The organism is Yinghuangia aomiensis, assembly GCF_039542225.1.
Classification (GTDB): domain Bacteria; phylum Actinomycetota; class Actinomycetes; order Streptomycetales; family Streptomycetaceae; genus Yinghuangia; species Yinghuangia aomiensis.
The window spans coordinates 1-18,085 of record NZ_BAABHS010000071.1; the positions used below are offsets into that span (position 1 = coordinate 1).

Below are 18,085 nucleotides of genomic sequence, written 5' to 3' on the forward strand. Positions count from 1 at the left end.
CCGTCACCACCACGGTGCCGGACTGCATATCGACGCTTGAAAACTACGTCCAACAGCTCACGAATGCTGCCCCGGGGCTGGTGGCCTGGGCTCTTGAGCAACCCCATCCCTGACGTTAAACGGCAAGCTCAGCGCCGGACGCGTGTGCGCGAAGGCCTTGGGGTGTGGGCCCACAGGGCGAGACCGGACGCGACGAGCAGCTGCGCGGTGCGGGGGCTGCCGTGGACCTTCTTGCGGGCGGAACGGGGCAGGTGTTGCGCTTCGTGCCGCGGTGCGACGCGGGCCGTCCACGTGCGGGCGGTGCGGCAGACCGGTTCGAGGGCGCTCGCCTTCGTCGGGGTGGGCCGCTCGGCCAGGTAGTGCGTCATGGTCGTGGTCCGTTCTCCGCGTCGGTCTTGATCGGCATCGGCCGGTGCTCGCCGGTGCTTTCCGGCGCCTTCCGGGTGCCTTCACGATCCGCCGCGGACCCGGGCCGGGTCAGTCGTGCAGGTATCCGAACCGGGGTGGAGAAAAGTGCACCCCCGGCCGGGGGCAGGGGTCCTGTTCCGGGTCCGGAATCCGGCTCTAGCGTGGGGACATGCGCATCAGGAGACGGTTGCGGCCGATTCTGCGGAAGAGCTTTCGGGGGGCGGCCCGGGCCACGGCCTTCCATGTCCTGGGGGTGGGGATCCAGAGCGGACTGCTGCTCGTGGTCGCCCTGCCCTGGCTGTGGTTCGTGCCGGTCTCGACGCCGGGGGTGGCGGCGTCGGCGCTCTACTCGGCGGGCGTGCTGGTGCTGAGCGGTCCCCTGCTGAGCCGGGCGCAGCGGGCCCGGTTCCGCGCCCGCCTCGGCGTGGACCTGCCCGCCCCGGCGGGTTTGGCCGATCGGCCTGGAACGCGCGGCATCGCCGGGTGGCTGCGCTCCGCGGCGGGCCGCCGGCAGTTGCGCTACCACTTGCTGGTCGGCCCGCTGTCCTGGGTCGGCGGCCTGGCGGTGCTCGGGTTGTGGGCTGTGGGCGGCGCGGCGGCGGGCGTCTACTTGTGGTTCTGGACGCTGCCGCTGGGCTGGCGGGTGGACCACCGGGGCTACTCGACGCTGTCCGCGTACACCACCGTCGTCGGCGTTGCGCTGCTGTGTTCGACGGCCTGGCTGGCCAAGGGCCTTGCGCAGCTCGACACGCGTGCCGCGCGGGAGCTGCTCGGGCCGAGCCGCGAGGAGGAGCTGGCCCGCCGCGTGGCGGACCTCGCCGAGAGCCGGGCCGGCGTGGTGGATGCGGCGGATGCGGAACGGCGGCGTATCGAGAGGGATCTGCACGACGGCGCGCAGCAGCGGCTGGTGGCCCTGGCGGTCAACCTCGGGATCGCCAAGGCTACGCTCGGCGACATGCCGGACGACGTCCGCAAGGTCATCGACGACGCGCACGGCGAAGCGAAGGAAGCGATCGCCGAACTGCACAGCCTGGTAAGGGGCTTGCATCCGGCGGTGCTGGAAGATCGCGGGCTCGACGCGGCGCTGTCCGGCATCGCGGCCCGCCTGCCGATACCGGTGCGGGTCGCGGTGGAACTGTCGGATTTTCGTCCCGCGCCGACGCTCGAAGCGGTCGCGTACTTCGTGGTCTCCGAGGCGCTGACGAACGTGGTCAAGCACGCGCAGGCGACCCGGGCGGAGGTGGCGGTCGGGCGGATCGGGGAGACTCTGCGTGTGGTCGTCTCGGACGACGGCGTGGGCGGTGCCGACTTGGCTGCCGTCACGGGCGGCACCGGTCTGGCCGGGCTGGCCAAGCGCGTGGCGTCCGTGGACGGCACGCTGTCCTGCCGAAGCCCGGTCGGGGGCCCGACCGTCGTCACCGTGGAGTTGCCGTGCGCGCTGTGATCGCCGAAGACTCGGTCCTGCTGCGGATCGGCGTGGTCAAGGTCCTGGAGATGGCGGGCTTCCAGGTCTGCGCGGAACTGGCGGACGCCGAGGGACTGCTCGCGGCGGTGGAGGAACACCGTCCGGAATTGGCGGTGGTCGACGTCCGCATGCCGCCGGGTTTCACCGACGAGGGCGTGCGGGCCGCGCTGGTGATCCGGCAGCAGTTCCCGGACACCGCCGTCCTGCTGCTGTCGCAGTACGTGGAGGAGCGGTACGCGGCCGACCTGCTCGCCGCCCACACCACGGGCGTCGGCTACCTGCTCAAGCAACGGGTCGCCGATGTCGAGGAGTTCGCTGCCGCGGCGCGCCGGGTGGCGGCCGGCGGCACGGCCCTCGACCCGCAGGTCGTCGCGCAACTCCTCGTCCGCCGCCACAGCGACCCCCTCGACCGCCTGACGCCGCGGGAACGCGAGGTCCTGGAACTGATGGCCGGCGGTCGTTCGAACTCCGGCATCGCCGCCGAACTCGTGCTGAGCGAAAGCGCGGTCGCCAAGCACATCAACAGCATCTTCACCAAGTTGGATCTGCCGCGGGCGGACGCGGACCACCGCCGGGTGCTGGCCGTGCTGCGGTTCCTGGGAGTCGCCGGGGCGTAGGCGACGGGCTCACCGGCAACCAATCGGAGGCGGAGCCGCGTTTCTGCGGTCCATGCTGAGCGCATGCTGCTGCTGGTGGATCTCGACAACACCCTCGTCGACCGCGACCGGGCTTTCCGCGACGCGGTTGCCGCGTTCCTTGCCGAGCATGCGTTGCCGGACGGCGATCTCGCGTGGGCCGCGGGGGTCGACGCGGGCGGCTCGACTCCGCGTCCGGACGTGGCCGCGGCGCTGTCCGCGCGGTACGGCGACGTGGTGCCGGAGGCGGCGATCCGGGGGCTGGTCGACGGCGGTGCCGCCGGCCGCGTCGTGCCGGCGGACGCCGCCCGCGATGCCCTGTCGGCCGCCCGCGAGCGCGGTTGGACGTGTGTGATCGTCACCAACGGCCGTACCGTGCAGCAGGAGACGAAGATTCGCCGGACTGGACTCGATCGCCTGGTGGACGGCTGGGTGGTGTCGGAGGCCGTCGGCGCGGCCAAGCCGGACCCCGAGATCTTCCGGGCGGCGGCGGCCCTCGTCGGGGCTTCTCCGGTCGAGCCGACGTGGGTCGTGGGCGATTCGCCGCAGGCCGACATCGCGGGCGCGTACGCGTTCGGCGCACTGAGCGTCTGGATCGCCAACGGCCGTGTGTGGACGGAAGCTTCGTACCGTCCCACCCACACCGCGCCCGATGTGGCCGCGGCGATCCGCCACGTCCTCCGGCCGGGTGCGCAAGGGTAGGGAATTCCCCGTCGCGATCTGTCCGATTTGCCGGTGTACTGGGGATTCGGCCGATCGGGGGGTGATGTCATGGGGACCCAGGGGTTGCAGCGGGCTTGGCGGCGGCGGATGGCCGTGGCGGTGCTGACGGTTCCGGTTGCCGTGGCGATGGCCGGGGGTGCGGCGTGGCTGCGTGCGGAGACGAGCGTCGGCGGGTGGGCGCTGCTGTTCTGGGTGCCGATCCTGGGGATCCTGCTGGGGACGAGCATGATGCCGAGGCGCACCCTTGTCGCGTTCGCGACGTTCTTCACGGCGTTCGTCGCCGTCGCGGCCGCCGACCGGGCGGTGGAGCACCACGTGTTCCAGGGGCGGGCGGAGGCGACGTCGTGCCTGGTCCGCGACGTCGACAGGCGTGTGGAGTACTCGACGTCCACGGACGCCAACGGCACCACGACCTCGCACACCAACGTGTACTACGACTACGACCTCGCCTGTGACGGCGGCCGCCCCACGTCGATGACCTTGGGCCACCGCCCGGCCGGCCGGGGCGAGCGGCTGGACGTCGCCTTCGACCCCGAGGGGCGGTTGACGCCGCGGCCGGTCGACGACGTCACGGACGGCGGGACGGCGTTGTGGGTGTCGCTGTCCTGCCTGGGGGCGACAGTGGTGCTGCGCGGCGCGGACGTGTTCGCGGACCGTCGCCGCTGGTGACGGCGAAGCGGCGCGGCATCGTCGTGACGATGCCGCGCCGTCCGATGCGCTTTGCGGAAAGGTGTTCTGCGAAGCGGCCCCGGCCGACGCGGAGGTGTCGGCCGGGGCCGTGCTCGACCGGTCAGCGCGCGCCGCGGACCAGGCGGCCCGGGCGGGCGCCGGTGTCCTGGCCGTTGCGGCGGGTGATCTCGCCGGCCACGACGGTGGCGGTGTAGCCCGTCGCGTCCTGCAGCATTCGGCCGCCGCCGGCCGGGAGGTCGCGGACCATGCGGGGGCGGTGCAGGGTCAGGTTGTCGAGGTCGATGACGTTGAGGTCGGCGCGCTTGCCGACTTCGAGCGTGCCGCGGTCGCCGAGGCCGTAGAGGGCCGCGGTGTCGGCGGTCTGCTTCTTGACGACGAACTCCAGCGGGAGCTGCTCGCCGCGGTGGCGGTCGCGGGCCCAGTGGGTGAGCAGGTAGGTCGGCTGGGAGGCGTCGCAGATCATCGCGCAGTGCGCGCCGCCGTCGGCCAGGCCGAAGACGCTGGCCGGGTGGGTCAGCATCTCGCGGATCGCCTCGTGGTCGCCGCCCGCGTAGTTGAACAGCGGGACGGTGAGCATGGCCTTCCCGCCGTCCTCCAGCATCAGGTCGTACACGGTCTCCAGGACGTCCTGGCCGCGGTCCGCCGCGATCGCCGTCACCGTGCGGTCGGGCGTCGGCTCGTAGTCCGGCACCGCGGCCATCGGGTAGGTCATGCCGACCAGGCGCTGGAGGGCCATGTTGACCGAGTCGCCGGGGATCGTCGCATCGGACGGCTCGTCGGTCTCCGCGAGGACCGCCGCGCGGACCTCCGGCTTGGCGAGTTCCGCGGCGAACGCGGCGTCGGTCAGCTCGCCGGCCGCGCGGCGGGCCTCCAGGGCGAGGAACGTCGGCCGCTTGCTGAAGTGGTTGCGGGTGGTGAAGCCGGTGAGCATGCCGAACGGCCGGCCCGCGACCTGCGGGTACAGCGGAATCCCGGCCTCCAGCGCCTTCTTCGACTCCTCCATCAGCTCGCGCCACAGCTCGGGCGCGGACATGACCTGGAGGAGCGCGAACGAGACCGGCATGCCGATCTCCTCGGCGAGGCGCTTCATCCACGCGACCTCGGCCGGCGGCGCGACGATGTCCTCGCCCGACGAGCCGGTCGGCGCGAGTTCGAAGACGGCGCGGCCGCCCGCGGCCATCGCGCGGCCCAGGCCGAAGAGTTCGTCCTCCGCGGCGAAGGTGCCCGGCACGGGCTCGCCGCCCATCGCGCGGTGCGCGACGGTGCGCGAGGTCGAGAAGCCGAGCGCGCCCGCCTCGATCGCCTCCTTGACGATGACCGCCATGGCCTCGATGTCCTCGGCCGTGGCGGGCTCGTTGCGGGCCCCGCGCTCGCCCATCGCGTAGGCGCGGACCGGGCCGTGCGCGACCTGCACGCCGATGTCGGCGGAGAAGTGGCGCTGTTCGAGGACGTCCAGGTACTCGGGGAAGGTCTCCCAGCCCCAGGTCATGCCCTCGGCGAGTGCCGTGCCGGGGATGTCCTCGACGCCTTCCATGAGGCGGATCAGCCACGCCTCGCTGCCCGGGCGGACCGGGGCGAAGCCGACGCCGCAGTTGCCGGCCACGATGGTGGTGACGCCGTGCGAGGTCGACGGGTCGAGCAGCTCGTCCCACGTCGCCTGGCCGTCGTAGTGGGCGTGGATGTCGACGAAGCCGGGCGTGACGATCTGCCCCGCCGCGTCGATGGTCTCCGCCGCCGTGCCGGGCAGCCCGGGCTCGCCCGGCTCGTGCCGGTGCAGCGCCGCGATGAGGCCGTCCTTGACGCCGATGTCGCCGGTGAACCGGTCGGCACCCGTGCCGTCCACGATCACCGCATCGACGATCTTGAGGTCGTAGTCCTGGCCGCCCGTGCTTCCCATGTGCAAACCCCTTCCCGCGCGCGGGATATGAGCAGGCATCAGGCCGTGCTCGCTGCCCGGAAGGTACGTCTTCGCATTGTGCGAGTCAATATTCGCACTATGCAAAAAGATCGTCGCGGGGTACCGTCGCGGTCGTGACCCGACCCTCTCCGCAGACCGAACGCCTGGTCGCCATCGTGGACGCCATCGCCGAGCGCCCCGAGGACGGGCTGACGCTGTCCGAAGTGGCCCGGCACCTCGCGGTCACGCCCGCGACCTGCCATCCCATGCTGGTCAGCCTCACCGGCCTCGGCTGGCTGGTGCGCCACCCGGTGCGGCGCACCTACCGGCTCGGCCCGGCGCTGGTCACCGTAGGACGCGCCGCGTCCCGAGGACTGGGCGTCGTCGACCTCGCCCGCCCCGGCATGGAACGCCTGCGCGACGACCTCGGCCTCGGCTGCATCGCGCTGACCCCCGGCGAAGCGCACGTGACGGTGGCCGAAGTGGTGCGCGGCGAGTCCGCCAGCGAACCGCGGGTCCGGGTCGGCGACCAGATCCCCATCGCCCCGCCGCTCGGCGTCGGCTACGTCGGCTGGGCCGACCCGCCCACCCTGCGGCGCTGGCTCGACGCGGTCACCGGCGACCCCGCGCAGCGCGCCCGCCACGAAGCCGCCGTGCAGGCGTCCCGGGCGCGCGGCTACGCCGTCGAACTCGCCACCGCCGTCGACACCGAACTCGGCCGCACGCTGGCCGCGTTGGACGAGCAACTCGACGTCGGCGGCCCGGCCGCCGCACGGCTGCGCACGCTCATGGAGGAAATCGCCGCCGAACTCGGCGAGACCGGCCAGGACCCGGTCGTCGACCTGGACCCCGCCCACGAATACCGCCTCGGCCGTATCGGCGCGGGTGTCCTGGACCCGGCCGGCGACGTCGCCCTGGTTCTGGTGCTGCACGGCTTCCCGACGCGCGTCCCGGGCGCGCGGGTCGCGGAGATCGGGGAGCGGCTCGCGGCGGTCGCCCGCGAGGTGTCGGCCAAGCTCGCGCCCTGACCGCACCCATGTGGCGCAGGTCACAAGGGTGTTGCTGACAACCGCAGACGGCTCCGATTCCGTTCAAGAGGTGTGCGGTACTGGAGACGATCTCGGCAAGCGGAACTCGACGAGGATTTCCGCGAGTGGGCCACGGCCCGGCAGGCGCATCTGCGCCGGTCGGCCTATCTGCTCTGCCGCGACTGGCACTTGGCCGAAGACCTGACGCAGACCACGCTGGCGAAGCTGTACTCGGTCTGGCACCGGGTCCGCGACAGCGAGAAGCGTGAGGCGTACGCGCGCCGCACGCTGTACCGCAGCTTCATCGACGAGACCCGGCGCGGCTACCGGCGCGAGTACGTGGCCGACCAGATGCCCGACGTCGCCGCACCGGCACCCGACAGCGATCTGCGCATGGCGCTGCTCGACGCCGTCGGGCACCTGCCGCCGCGGGCCCGTGCGGTGGTCGTACTGCGCTTCTGGGAGGACCAGAGCGTCGAAGCGACCGCCGCCGCGCTCGGCTGCACGGCGGGCACCGTCAAAAGCCAGACCTCGCGCGGCCTCGCGGCGCTGCGCCAACGCCTCGGAGCCGACGACGAATTCGCGGAACTGCTGGCGGCCTACAGCGGACCCGGCCGACGGACCGGGGGCACCACGACACGGACGGGAGGCGCTCGGTGACGGGCCACGGAAACGGCGACCGGGCGCAGGAAGACCTGCTGCGCCGGGCGCTCACGAACGCGATGGACGGGGCCACCGGGCCGGAACCCGGAATGCCCGACCTGCTGGGACCCGCGATGGCCGAGGGCACCCGGATCCGCCGACGGCGGCGCGCCACGCTGCTTGTCGCGCTGTCCACGGCGGCGGTGCTGGTCGGGGGCGGGCTCACCGGAGGGTTTGTGTATCTCGGGCAGGACTCCGGGAAGACGGACCGGGTGCCCGTTGGCGGGCAGCCCCCCGGGCGGCCGTCCGGCGAGGCACTGGCCGCCCTGCTAGAGAGCTATTTCGCCCCCAAGGGATGGTCGGTGAACCCCGCGCCGATGGAGGTGCGGACCGATGCCCAAGGCGGCAAGACCGTCAAGGTCCTGGTGCGGGACGCCGAACGGCGCACCGGCGTCCTGGAGCTTTCGGTGGCGCGGATGAGGCAGCCGTTGGACCCCGGCCAGAGTCTCTCGACGGAATGCGGGATGCTCCGGAAGCTGGACCCGGCAGGGCCGGAGTCGGGCGCGCACGTGCCTACGCTCTGCGAGTTCGTCGCCACAAAGGACGAACGGACGTCGGCGTGGGACCTGATGCTGAAACGCACGTCGGATGCGGATCCGGCACGCTACGGCACGGTCCGGGTCGGGCCGAGCGCGGAGATCGTCCGGGTCTGGATGCTCGCCGACCGCCAGTCCGCGTCCCCGTCTCCGAACTCGCTGTACGCCGAAAGTGCGGCGCTGACGCGGATCAGCGCCGACAAGGACCTCACCGACGTCATCAACGCCATCCCCGACACCCCGGTGACCCCCATGGACGGCGACAAACCCTCGAAGCATCCGTCCGCCGCGACGACCTGACCTGATCCGCGGCCGTTCCCGGTCCGCCCTCCGCTTTCCCTTTTCGTCCGGCCGCCATCCCGCCGCCGGGTGCACTTTCCCTGCCTTCGACAGCAAGGTTGATGATGATTCGTCCTCATTCGGCATACGGTGTTTCCGCCGCGGCGCTGGCCGCGCTGCTGGTGCTCGCCGGGTGCTCTTCGGGCTCCGACGACAAGAAATCCGCCGATCCGGCCGCGTCGGTCGGCTCCGCGTCCGGTGGCGGATCGGGTCCGGCAGCCGCCGAACAGGCCGGCGCGGACGGCAGACTCGCGATCCCCGCAGGCGCTGACGACGAGACCAAGAAGCAGTACATGGTCACCAACGCCGTGGCCGAGTGCATGAAGAAGGCCGGGTTCGCGTACGTCCCGTTCGTGCTCACGCCGACTTCGGCGAACCGCGACGACAACGACCGCGACTACGCCTCCGCCCGCAAGATCCGCGAGAAGTACGGCTTCGGAGCCTTCGCCCCCGACGTCTATCCCAACGACCCGCAGGCGCCCGGCTCGAAGACCGCGGTGGCCGAGGACCCGAACACGGCGGCCTTCCAGGCCCTGCCCCAAGACCGCAAGGACGCCTGGAACGCGGCGATGATGGGCAGCACCGATCCGGCGAAGATGAAGCAGGCGATGGCGGACGGCGGAGGCTGCCTGGGTGCGGCGCAGACCAAGGTCTACGGCGACAAGGGCAAGTCCAAGGCCGATGCCGAAGCGGCGTCGGAAGCCGCCCGGCGCAACCGGCTCAACCTCAACGGCGACCCGGAACTCTCCCGACTCGCCCAAGGGTTCGCGTCCTGCCTGCGCGGCAAGGGCTACCCGGTGGAGACCACGGCGGTGACCGAGATCCGCAACGCCGAGCGGTTCGTGTGGATGGGCAAGGCCGCGCAGCTGAACCAGAACCGCCCGCAGCCCGCGGATGTGGACCAACCGGCAAGGCCGCAGAGCGGTCCGACGCTCGACCCCGCGACCGCCCGCACCATGCTCACCCAGGAAATCCAGGCGGCCTTGGCCGACTTGGACTGCGGCCGCGACTTCCGCGCCGCCTACTACCCGAAGCTCGACAAGGCGCCCGGTGCCGAGGGGGCCGGGTGAACAAGCCGCGCCGTACGCTCGCGCTGATCCTCGGTGCCGTCGTCGTGGTGGGCGCCGGGGGCTGGTACGCGGGACAGCAGGTGCAGTCGCCGGCCGAGGCCGCGGCCGCCCACCAGGCGCCGCCCGCTTCGCTGATCACCGTCCCGGTCGAGTCCCGCGTCCTGACGAACAGCGTGGTCACCCACGGCACGATCTCCTTCGAATCCCCGATGCCCGTCAACCTGTCCGGCGCGGTCGGCACGGCCGCGCCCGGCGGCGGTACGGGCGACGCCGGGGGCGGCCCGCAGCGCGTCACCCGGGCGCCCGGCGCGGGCGCCTCGGTCGCCGAAGGCACGGTGTTCATGGAGGTGTCCGGGCGCCCGGTGTTCGTGCTGCGCGGTGCCGTGCCGATGTACCGGACGCTCGGCCCCGGCACCAAGGGCGCCGACGTCAAGCAGCTCAACGAGGCCCTCAAGCGCGTCGGCTTCGACCCGGGCACCAGCGGGGAGTCGTTCACGAACGGCACCGCGACGGCACTCAAGAACTGGTACCGGGCGCGCGGTTACGACGCCAAGGAGCCGGGGACGGAGGACCGGCACCGGCTCGCGACGCTGGAACAGGCGGTGCAGGCCGCCACGGATGCGCTGACGCAGGCGCGGAGTGCGCAGCGGACGCCGTCCGCCGGCTCGCCGGGATCGACACCGAGCGGCGGCACCGGCAGTACCGGTGGTGACGGCGGGAAGAGCGGGGGCGCCGCGGGAAGCACCGGAGGCGCGGGGGGATCGCCGCCGGTGGACGCGGCGTCGTTGCGCCAGCGGGTCGCCAATGCCGAGAAGGCGTTGCAGCTGGCCCAGCAGGATCTGACGGACTTCAAGGCCACCTACGGGACTTCGTTGCCCGTCGGCGAGCTGGTGTTCGTCGCGTCGTTGCCGGTGCGGGTCGACCAGGTCAACGTCCGTCCCGGCGACACTCCGTCGGGCCCGGTCGCGACCGTGACCGGGACGGGCGTGCGCATCCAGGCGACCGTGCCGGGGGTGGACGCGCAACTGCTCAAGCCGGGCATGGCCGTCGTCCTGGAGGACGAAGCGGGCGGCTCGCGGCACACCGGCAAGGTCGAGGCGCTCGGCGCGGGAGCGGAGACCCCGGCTCCCGGGGCCGGGCAGAACGGCCAGAGCGGCCAGAACGGCCAGAACGGCCAGAACGGCGACTCCGCGAGTGGTTCCGGCGGCGCCGGGTCGGCGCCCGGAGGAGACGCGGCGGGAGCGCCCGGCGCGCCCGTGCCGGTGCGGATCGCGCCGGACGACACCTCCGCGCTGAGCACGCGGGCCGGGACATCGCTGCGCGTGACCGTCGAAGTCGGTTCGACGGGCACCCCGGTGCTCGCCGTTCCGGTGGCCTCCGTCTACACCGGCGCCGACGGCCAGGCCCGCGTCAAGGTGCAGCGCGGCAACGGCAAGGCCGACACCGTCGCGGTGGCGCTCGGTCTTTCGGCGTCCGGCTTCGTCGCGGTGAACCCGGCGGCGGGACAGCAGTTGGCGGCGGGGGACCGCGTTGTGGTGGGGGAGAAGTGAGGGACGGAACGGCCGGGCGCGGCGGACGCGGGGACGGACCGGGCCACGGGGACCACGCGGCGACTCGGACGGGCCGAGGCCCCGGACGCGACCGCGGGGATCGCGCGACCGACGGGCTCGACGCAGGCCGCGCCACCGCAAGTTCCGCCACGGAGAAGGAAGTCGGTCCCCGGGTACCGCCCTTGCTGCCGGCCGAATCGCCGTTCGCGGTGCGGCACCCGGCGAACGACGTGGCCGTCCCTGCGCCGCCGACGGCCGGTGACGCGGATCGCCTGGCCCGGCCGTCGCCCCGGAGCCTGCCGGACGAAGCCGCCGCTCGTCCTCCGCTCATCGAATTCGCCTCCGTCAGCCGCGTGTTCGACGCCGATCCGCCCGTGTACGCGCTGCGGGACGTGTCGTTGACCGTGCCGCGCGGTGCCTACACCGCGGTGACCGGGCCGTCCGGGTCCGGCAAGTCGACGCTGCTGGGGCTGCTCGGGTTGCTCGACCGGCCCACGTCCGGCTCGTACCGGCTCGACGGGCGCGAGACGGCCGCCCTCCCGGAGCGCGAACGCGCCGCGCTGCGGGCCGGGGCGATCGGGTTCGTGTTCCAGGCGTTCCACCTGCTGCCGTACCGCACCACCGAGGAGAACGTCATGCTCGCCGAGGTCTACCGCCCCCGCGGCGCCCCCGCCCTGCCGCGCCGCGGACGGCGGGACCGCGCCCGCGAGGCGCTGGACCGCGTCGGGCTAGGCCACCGCACCGCATTCCGGCCCGACCGGCTCTCCGGCGGCGAACGGCAGCGCGTCGCCATCGCCCGCGCGCTGCTCGGCGGCCCGGACCTGCTGCTGTGCGACGAACCGACCGGCAACCTGGACGGCGAGAACACCGGCGTCGTCCTCGACCTGCTCGACGACCTCCACCGCCAAGGCCTCACGCTGATGGTGATCACCCACGAGGAAACCGTCGCGGCCCGCGCGGACCGCCGGATCCGGATCGCCGACGGCCGCGTCGACGGGACCGTCCGGTGAAGCGGACCGCGGGCGGAACCCGGATCGGCCGCGGCGACCTCGTCGACGAATCCCTCGCCGCGGTACTCGCCCGGCCGTGGCGCGCCGCCCTCACCACCCTCGGCACCGTGCTGGGCATCGCCACGCTGGTCGTCACCGTCGGCATCGCGGCCACCGCCGGAAACCGCATCGTCGGCCGGTTCGACCAACTCACCGCCACCGCCGTCACCATCACCCCCGCCGATGGCGCCGACCAAGTCCCCGGCCTCGGGCCGCTCATCGGCTGGGACGCCCCCGACCGGCTCGCCCGCCTCAACGGCACCGTCGCCGCGGTCGCGCTCGCCGAGGCGGCACCCGGCAGCGTGCCGCAGGTCCGCGCCAACGCGATCCAGGACCCGTCCACGGTCTCCGCCCGCGCGCTCGGCGTGGCCGCCGCCACGGTCGGCCTCCCCGACGCCCTGCGCGGCCGGATCATCGCCGGACGGTTCTACGACGCGGGCAACATCTCCCGGCACGACCGGGTCGCCGTCCTGGGCGAAGAAGCCGCCCGCCAACTCGGCATCACCCGCCTCGACGACGCCCCCGCGGTCTTCGTCGGCAGCGAACCCTTCACGGTCATCGGCATCGTCGGCGACTTCCGCCGCGAACAGGCCTTCGCCGCCGCAGTGATCGTCCCGCCCACGACGGCCGCCGACCGGCTCGGCCTGACCGGCGTCGGCCGCGTCGTCGTCGACACCGAACTCGGCGCCGCCGGGCTCATCGCCCGCCAAGCACCGACCGCCCTCAACCCCGGCCGCACCGCCGAATTCCGCGTCGCCGCGCCACCCGGCCTGGAACGCGCCCGCGGCGCCGTCCAAGACGACGTCAACGGCATGTTCCTGGTCCTCGGCCTGCTGTGCCTGGTCGTGGGCGCGGTCGGGATCGCCAACGTCACCCTCGTCGGCGTCATGCAGCGCATCGGCGAAATCGGCCTGCGCCGCGCCCTCGGCGCCGCCCGCCGCCACATCGCCGCCCAGTTCCTCGTCGAATCCGCCGTCCTCGGCCTCATCGGCGGCATCGTGGGCGCCGCCGCCGGCATGGTCACCGTGGTCGGGGTATGCGTGGCGAAGGACTGGACCCCGGTCCTCGACCTGGGCCTGGTCGTCGCGGCCCCGGCCGCGGGCGTGGCGGTGGGGCTGCTGGCAGGGGCGTACCCGGCCTGGCGCGCGGCCCGGCTGGAACCGTTGGAGGCGCTGCGGGGCGCGTGAGGCGCGTGAGCGGAGGCGGCGGACCAGGCGAGTGAGGTCGGGGCGACCTCCCGACCTCCCGACTGCGCGGCCCACATGCCGGCCGTGGCTGCCCGCAGCGGCGCTGCCGTCGATCCCGGCCCCGGACACACGTCGGGGCGGGTCCCGCGCGGATGCCAGATCGGCCATCCGCGCCGGGGACCCGCCCCGACGCCGTCACTGCCGCGGCGCGGCTGCGGCAAGCTCGGTCCTTCGGATGCTCAGTCCTTGGGATGCTCAGTCCCTGGGATGCTCAGTCCTTCGGGCGCGAGTCCGGCTCCGGATCGTCGCCGCCGCGGAGGTCCTGTTCGGGGTGCTTCAGGTCCTCCTCCCAGCGCTTGAGCATGTCCTCGTGCTCCTGGTTGCTCTTGGACAGCGACGCCAGGAACTCGGGGTCGTCGTCCGGCGCCACGAAGCGCGTCCGGGGCCGCACCGCCGCGTCCTCCCGCGGACGGCCGACCGTGAACCAGCCGAGCGCGCCGAGGACCGGGATGAGCAGGGCGACCATCCACGCAGGCTTCGACAGAGTACGGACCTTGTGCTCATCGGCCGACAGACAATCGATGAACCCGTACAGGTGGACGGCGAACAGCAGAACCAACGGTGCGAGCCGCAGCATCGGAGACGACTCCCTGAGGTGGGCGGTGGTGCACGTCCAGACTACGGGCCCGCACCCGGCTGAGAAGGGCCACGGCCGCCGTCACAACCCCTGGACCTTGCCCGACGCCGACAATCCGTAGACCAGCACGAGCTCGCGCCGCTCGCCCGGGGCCAGCTCCAGGTCGTACCGGACGATGCCCTCCGCATCGGCCTTCCCCGGCGCCGGAGCGCACGCCGCCGCGTCGATCTCCACCTCGACCGCGGACACCTCGGACACCGGGATGCGCTCCCGCAGCACCACCGGCACCGGCGCGCCCGTCCCGGCCAGGTGCGATACGAACACCCGCACCGTGCGGGTCGTGGTGGTCCGCCCGGTCAGCAGCTTGGTGTCGCGCCGCTCGGAGACGTGCCGGACCACCCGGAAGGTGTCCTCGCTCCCGAACGGCAGCCGCACCTCCTCGCCCTGGCCGCTGAACTTCAGCCTCCCGCGCCCCACGAACCCGCTCTCCCGCACCAGATCCACCGGCCCGGCCAGCAACACGTGCCCCGCGTCGTTCGGGAAGTACGCGACCCGGGTCACCAGCGGCGACAGTTCCGGCGCCGCGGCGTACTCGGTCCGCGCCGCCGCGGTGAAACCGGTGAGGTGCACCCGGTGCGGCCGCCCGTCCGACGGCACCGTCACCGGCGTCGGCGCGGCCAGCACCCGGACCTCGCCGCCGTCGTCGACGCCCGGCAGCTCGGCGGCGTTCGACGCGACGGCGCCGACCGTGCTGACGTCCTCCTCGCGCAGGTCGACTTCGACCGTGCGCTTCTCCTCGTCGCTCTTGTCGCGCAGCCGGATGTCGTCGTCGACCAGCGCGGGCGGCTTCGCGGCCAGCGTCGGCCGGGCCGTGGACAGCGACAGCCGCACCCCGTCCCAGTCCTCGCCGGTCCGCTGCCAGACCACGGCGTCCGCAGCGAGGTGCACCGACGTGCCGTCGGCGGCCAGCGTCGCCCGGTAGGCGGGCCGCCACAGCGCACACGGCACCAGATGCACCACCCGCAATTCGACCCGGCCCGCCTGCTCGGCCTCCACGACGACCTCGACCACCGCGCCGACCTCGGACGGCGCTTCCTCGGTCGCGGCCAACGCGCGGCGCGCCTCGGTCAGCCGCGCGGACACCCGCTCGCGTTCGTAGCGCAGCGTCTGGAGGTCCTCGTGGCGCTGCTCCTCCGCGGCGTCCACGGCCTCCAGCCGGCCCGCCCAGTCGATCGTGTCGAAGTGCACGCCCGACGAGCCGCTGTCGGCACCGGCGAACTCGGCCAGCGCCCGGTGCAGTTCGGCACGCGCCTGGCCGGCCACCGCGAGCGCGGACTCGGCCCGGACCTTGCGCCGGTCCAGCTCGTCGACCTCCTGCTCCAGGTCGAACACCCGGGTCCGCAGCGTGGACGCGTCCGCGCCCGGCACCGGCGGCGGCACCGTCGCCGCACGGACCACCCGCGCGTCGACCACCGTCACCCCGGCACCGTCCACGACCTCGGCCCGCAGCGACCGGTCCACCGCCAGCGCGGTCACCGGACCGATCCGCAACCGCTGGGTTCCGGCGGCGAGTTCCACCGTGCCGGAGCGTTCGACCTGGGCGCGGTCCTCCAGACAGGTCACCGCCGTGATGGGCAGCGCGAGCGGCTCCGCGACCGCGTCGTCGTTCCGGTGGTACGTCAGTTCAGCCACGCGGGCACCTCCCCCGATCGGCGCTCCGCCGGACACGGGGCGCGGTCCACTGCTTGCCGAACAACCCTGCCGCCCGGCCGCCTCTGCGGCCGTGCGGTGCTGCCTGCCGCGCGTCCGGTGCGCCACCGGACGCCGCGTCCCCTCCCTGTGCGAGCCGCATCGTCACGCCCTCCGGTTTCCGCCGACGACCGCCTTGCCGGTCGGGATCCGGAGCGTGTAGCCGCCGACCAGCGTGCGGGTGGCCGCGGCGGGTATCCGCAGCCGCCACACCCGGGCGCCGCGCACCAGCCGCCCGTCCCGGAGTTCGGTGTCCGGCGCCCACGCGGGCTCGGCGGCGCGCTCGTCGATCCGCACGTCCTTGTCGTCGCTGACCGGGACACGTTCGAGGACTTCGAGCACGATCTCGCGGCCGAGATGGTTCGCGACGTCGACCTCCACGGTGTGCTCGAGCAGCGTCGTCCCGCCGCGCAACCCCGCCGTGGACTCGCGCATGTGGCTGCGCCGGGCGACCTGGACGCTCTCCACCACGCCCACCCCGACCCGCTGCCGCTCGCCCGGCGCCAGCGTCGGCAGCGGTACCGTCATGAGGAACTCGCCCCCCACGCTCACGTCCGCCGGGCCCGCGAGCAGCGCGTGCGCCGACGCGTTGGTGACGTGCACCGTCCCGAACACCGCCTCGTCGACCGACGGGACGCACACGAACTCGGGCTCCAGCGCCACCTCGACGGTGCACACCGGGACGGTGTGCCAGGTGCCGTCCGACTCGACGTCGGCCGGTGCGGCGACGTCGAAGCGGTAGTCGTACGACCCCGCGGACTCGCGCACCCGCGCCGCGTGCGCGGGCAGCACCAGCCCGGACACCGCCTCGGCCCGGCGCCGGTACTCGTCCGCCACCAGGTTCGCCCGCGCGCCCGGCGCCAACCGGCCGCGCGCCGGATCGTCGGGCCCGGCGAGCGTCAGGCCCGCATAGTCGAGCAGGTCGGCATCCGGGACCGGCGGCCCGGCCGGGACGGGCGCGCTCGGCTCGGGCATCGCGTCGAACATCGGCGCGGCCGCCGCGGGGGCGCCGGCGAAGCTGCGGGCCTCCGCGGCCGGCATGCCGCGCCGCCGGGCGCGCGGCGGGGGCGCGCCGCCCGGTGCCCGCGGCACCGGCATCGGGGCGCTCGGGGCCGGCGGCGGAGTCATCGCCGGGAGCGCCATCGTCGGCATCGGCGAGGCGGACCGGTACCAGACCTGGTCCACGTCGGCTTCCTCGGCGGCGCCGTAGCCGCCCATACCGCCCGGCGCGGCGACGGCCACCGCGTACTCCTCCTCGCGCAGCGCGCGGGCCTGCCGCCGGGTGTCGTAGCCCGTGAACAGCTCGTCCAGCCCGGAGGGCGGCTCCCGCCAGCCGGACGCCGGCGGGACGGCCTGACGGCGGCCGATCCGCAGGGAACGCAGCTCCGGCAGGTCCGTGCGCCGGTCCAGGTCCGCGGTGGACAGCCCGAGGCGGACCCCGGACCAGTCCTCGCCGGTGCGCTGCGCGACGGCCGCGCGCATGACGAGCGAACCGCCGGTCATCGCCGGGTCGAGCCGCAGCTGGTACTGCGGCACCCAGCGGGCGCCCGGCACCTGGTACTCGACGTCGAGCAGCACCTCCCGGGCAGCGGACTCGGCGATGTCCAACGTCAGCACCGCCGCACCGGTGGTCTGCGTCTCGGTGGTGCGCAGGGCCCCCGAGGCCTCGTCGAGCCGGTGCTTGGCGACGGTGACGTCGTGGTCGGCCTGACGGCACTCCGCATCGACCGCCCGGTAGGACTCGTGCAGGCTCGTCAGCCGGGTGTCCACGAAGTCCGCGAGTGCCAGCACCGGCTCGACCGACGCCGGGCGCGGATACGGATCCTCCCGGCGCGGCTTGGCCGGCACCGCGCGCAGCGCCGCCGTGGCGTCGATCTCGGTGCGCAGCCGCACCCGGCGCCCGGCCAGCCGCCGGGCCCGTTCGCGGGATTCGTCCAGGACCCGGCGCAGCCGCGGCAGGTCCCCGGCCGTCACGACCTGGGTCTCGAGGTGCGGCCGGACGTCGGCGACGCGGACGTCGCCGCCCGAGTCGACGACGCTGCCGCGCAGCGACTCGGCGTAGGCGGCCAACGGAATCCCGCCGACCCGGACGCGCAGCTCGCCGGTATGCCCGTCGGGCACGGCGACCCGTGCCCGACGGGTGCAGATGGCCCCTTGCGCGTAGACAACGACCGATTCGAGCCGGGAATCGACCGCCGACCCGGTGGCGGGCTCGACCGCGACATCCATTGCATCCTCCCCGAAGTCCCCGACAGCGTGCGGTGTTCAAAGTATTTGAGGAAGCGGGGGGCGGATGGGTTCCATACCTTTCTTCGTGGGTTGTTTCTGATCATTCGTAAGATCGGGACGCCCGGGGGTCCGGGTATGGCTGGCATGGGTGAGCCGATGTCGTGGCTGAAAGGGATTGGCCGCCCGGTGCC

16 protein-coding genes are annotated in these 18,085 nt (G+C 73.6%); 11 read left to right on the top strand and 5 right to left on the bottom strand.

Features of this window, described 5'->3' with window-relative positions:
• Window positions 1-128: 128 nt before the first annotated feature.
• Window positions 129-368: a hypothetical protein gene (locus ABEA93_RS41285; RefSeq protein ID WP_345681162.1), complete on the bottom strand. Its 240-nt coding sequence runs from the start codon at window positions 366-368 to the stop codon at window positions 129-131.
• 209 nt (window positions 369-577) lie between these two features.
• On the opposite strand from ABEA93_RS41285, the gene ABEA93_RS41290 reads away from it, so the two are divergent.
• The 4 genes from ABEA93_RS41290 to ABEA93_RS41305 all read left to right on the top strand — a co-directional run bounded on the left by ABEA93_RS41290 (window position 578) and on the right by ABEA93_RS41305 (window position 3,900).
• Window positions 578-1,852: a sensor histidine kinase gene (locus ABEA93_RS41290; protein WP_345681163.1), complete on the top strand. Its 1,275-nt coding sequence runs from the start codon at window positions 578-580 to the stop codon at window positions 1,850-1,852.
• Entirely contained in the window at window positions 1,840-2,490 is a 651-nt protein-coding gene (locus ABEA93_RS41295) for a response regulator transcription factor (RefSeq protein WP_345681164.1), read from the top strand. Before ABEA93_RS41290 ends, ABEA93_RS41295 begins: the two co-directional genes overlap by 13 nt.
• A gap of 63 nt (window positions 2,491-2,553) precedes the next feature.
• Window positions 2,554-3,210 (top strand): HAD family hydrolase, encoded by a 657-nt coding sequence (locus ABEA93_RS41300; protein WP_345681165.1) that lies wholly within the window; start codon window positions 2,554-2,556, stop codon window positions 3,208-3,210.
• Between the two features lie 69 nt (window positions 3,211-3,279).
• Complete coding sequence (locus tag ABEA93_RS41305; protein ID WP_345681166.1) at window positions 3,280-3,900, top strand: hypothetical protein; 621 nt, start codon at window positions 3,280-3,282, stop codon at window positions 3,898-3,900.
• Window positions 3,901-4,021: 121 nt separating this feature from the next.
• Here the strand turns inward: ABEA93_RS41305 and ABEA93_RS41310 are convergent, their stop codons facing one another.
• A complete protein-coding gene (locus ABEA93_RS41310; protein WP_345681167.1) occupies window positions 4,022-5,818 on the bottom strand; it encodes an N-acyl-D-amino-acid deacylase family protein in 1,797 nt (598 codons plus the stop codon).
• Window positions 5,819-5,952: 134 nt separating this feature from the next.
• On the opposite strand from ABEA93_RS41310, the gene ABEA93_RS41315 reads away from it, so the two are divergent.
• The 7 genes from ABEA93_RS41315 (at window position 5,953) to ABEA93_RS41345 (ending at window position 13,279) form a co-directional block, all read left to right on the top strand.
• Window positions 5,953-6,846, top strand: coding sequence for an IclR family transcriptional regulator (locus ABEA93_RS41315; protein WP_345681168.1), 894 nt, complete (start codon window positions 5,953-5,955; stop codon window positions 6,844-6,846).
• Between the two features lie 72 nt (window positions 6,847-6,918).
• A complete protein-coding gene (locus tag ABEA93_RS41320) occupies window positions 6,919-7,506 on the top strand; it encodes a SigE family RNA polymerase sigma factor (protein ID WP_345681169.1) in 588 nt (195 codons plus the stop codon).
• Window positions 7,503-8,384 (top strand): hypothetical protein, encoded by an 882-nt coding sequence (locus tag ABEA93_RS41325; RefSeq protein ID WP_345681170.1) that lies wholly within the window; start codon window positions 7,503-7,505, stop codon window positions 8,382-8,384. The genes ABEA93_RS41320 and ABEA93_RS41325 overlap by 4 nt, the downstream gene beginning before the upstream one ends.
• Window positions 8,385-8,488: 104 nt before the next feature.
• A complete protein-coding gene (locus ABEA93_RS41330; RefSeq protein WP_345681171.1) occupies window positions 8,489-9,493 on the top strand; it encodes a hypothetical protein in 1,005 nt (334 codons plus the stop codon).
• On the top strand, window positions 9,490-11,043 hold the full coding sequence (locus tag ABEA93_RS41335) for a Tat pathway signal protein (protein ID WP_345681172.1): 1,554 nt from the start codon (window positions 9,490-9,492) through the stop codon (window positions 11,041-11,043). The genes ABEA93_RS41330 and ABEA93_RS41335 overlap by 4 nt, the downstream gene beginning before the upstream one ends.
• 182 nt (window positions 11,044-11,225) lie before the next feature.
• On the top strand, window positions 11,226-12,053 hold the full coding sequence (locus ABEA93_RS41340; protein WP_345681173.1) for an ABC transporter ATP-binding protein: 828 nt from the start codon (window positions 11,226-11,228) through the stop codon (window positions 12,051-12,053).
• Complete coding sequence (locus ABEA93_RS41345; RefSeq protein WP_345681174.1) at window positions 12,050-13,279, top strand: ABC transporter permease; 1,230 nt, start codon at window positions 12,050-12,052, stop codon at window positions 13,277-13,279. Before ABEA93_RS41340 ends, ABEA93_RS41345 begins: the two co-directional genes overlap by 4 nt.
• A 271-nt stretch (window positions 13,280-13,550) precedes the next feature.
• On the opposite strand, the gene ABEA93_RS41350 is transcribed toward ABEA93_RS41345, so the two are convergent.
• From ABEA93_RS41350 to ABEA93_RS41360, 3 genes are all read right to left on the bottom strand, one after another.
• Entirely contained in the window at window positions 13,551-13,916 is a 366-nt protein-coding gene (locus ABEA93_RS41350; protein ID WP_345681175.1) for a PLD nuclease N-terminal domain-containing protein, read from the bottom strand.
• A gap of 81 nt (window positions 13,917-13,997) precedes the next feature.
• Window positions 13,998-15,608: a mucoidy inhibitor MuiA family protein gene (locus ABEA93_RS41355; RefSeq protein WP_345681176.1), complete on the bottom strand. Its 1,611-nt coding sequence runs from the start codon at window positions 15,606-15,608 to the stop codon at window positions 13,998-14,000.
• A gap of 162 nt (window positions 15,609-15,770) precedes the next feature.
• Window positions 15,771-17,894, bottom strand: a complete 2,124-nt coding sequence (locus ABEA93_RS41360) for a DUF4139 domain-containing protein (protein ID WP_345681177.1) — start codon at window positions 17,892-17,894, stop codon at window positions 15,771-15,773.
• Window positions 17,895-18,085 lie beyond the last annotated feature (191 nt).

What these genes read in the sequence shown, in the direction of transcription:
- ABEA93_RS41285 (WP_345681162.1), bottom strand. Translation starts at nt 368, where the DNA reads ATGACGCACTACCTGGCCGAGCGGCCCACCCCGACGAAGGCGAGCGCC.
- ABEA93_RS41290 (WP_345681163.1), top strand. Translation starts at nt 578, where the DNA reads ATGCGCATCAGGAGACGGTTGCGGCCGATTCTGCGGAAGAGCTTTCGG.
- ABEA93_RS41300 (WP_345681165.1), top strand. Translation starts at nt 2,554, where the DNA reads ATGCTGCTGCTGGTGGATCTCGACAACACCCTCGTCGACCGCGACCGG.
- ABEA93_RS41305 (WP_345681166.1), top strand. Translation starts at nt 3,280, where the DNA reads ATGGGGACCCAGGGGTTGCAGCGGGCTTGGCGGCGGCGGATGGCCGTG.
- ABEA93_RS41310 (WP_345681167.1), bottom strand. Translation starts at nt 5,818, where the DNA reads ATGGGAAGCACGGGCGGCCAGGACTACGACCTCAAGATCGTCGATGCG.
- ABEA93_RS41330 (WP_345681171.1), top strand. Translation starts at nt 8,489, where the DNA reads ATGATTCGTCCTCATTCGGCATACGGTGTTTCCGCCGCGGCGCTGGCC.
- ABEA93_RS41350 (WP_345681175.1), bottom strand. Translation starts at nt 13,916, where the DNA reads ATGCTGCGGCTCGCACCGTTGGTTCTGCTGTTCGCCGTCCACCTGTAC.
- ABEA93_RS41360 (WP_345681177.1), bottom strand. Translation starts at nt 17,894, where the DNA reads ATGGATGTCGCGGTCGAGCCCGCCACCGGGTCGGCGGTCGATTCCCGG.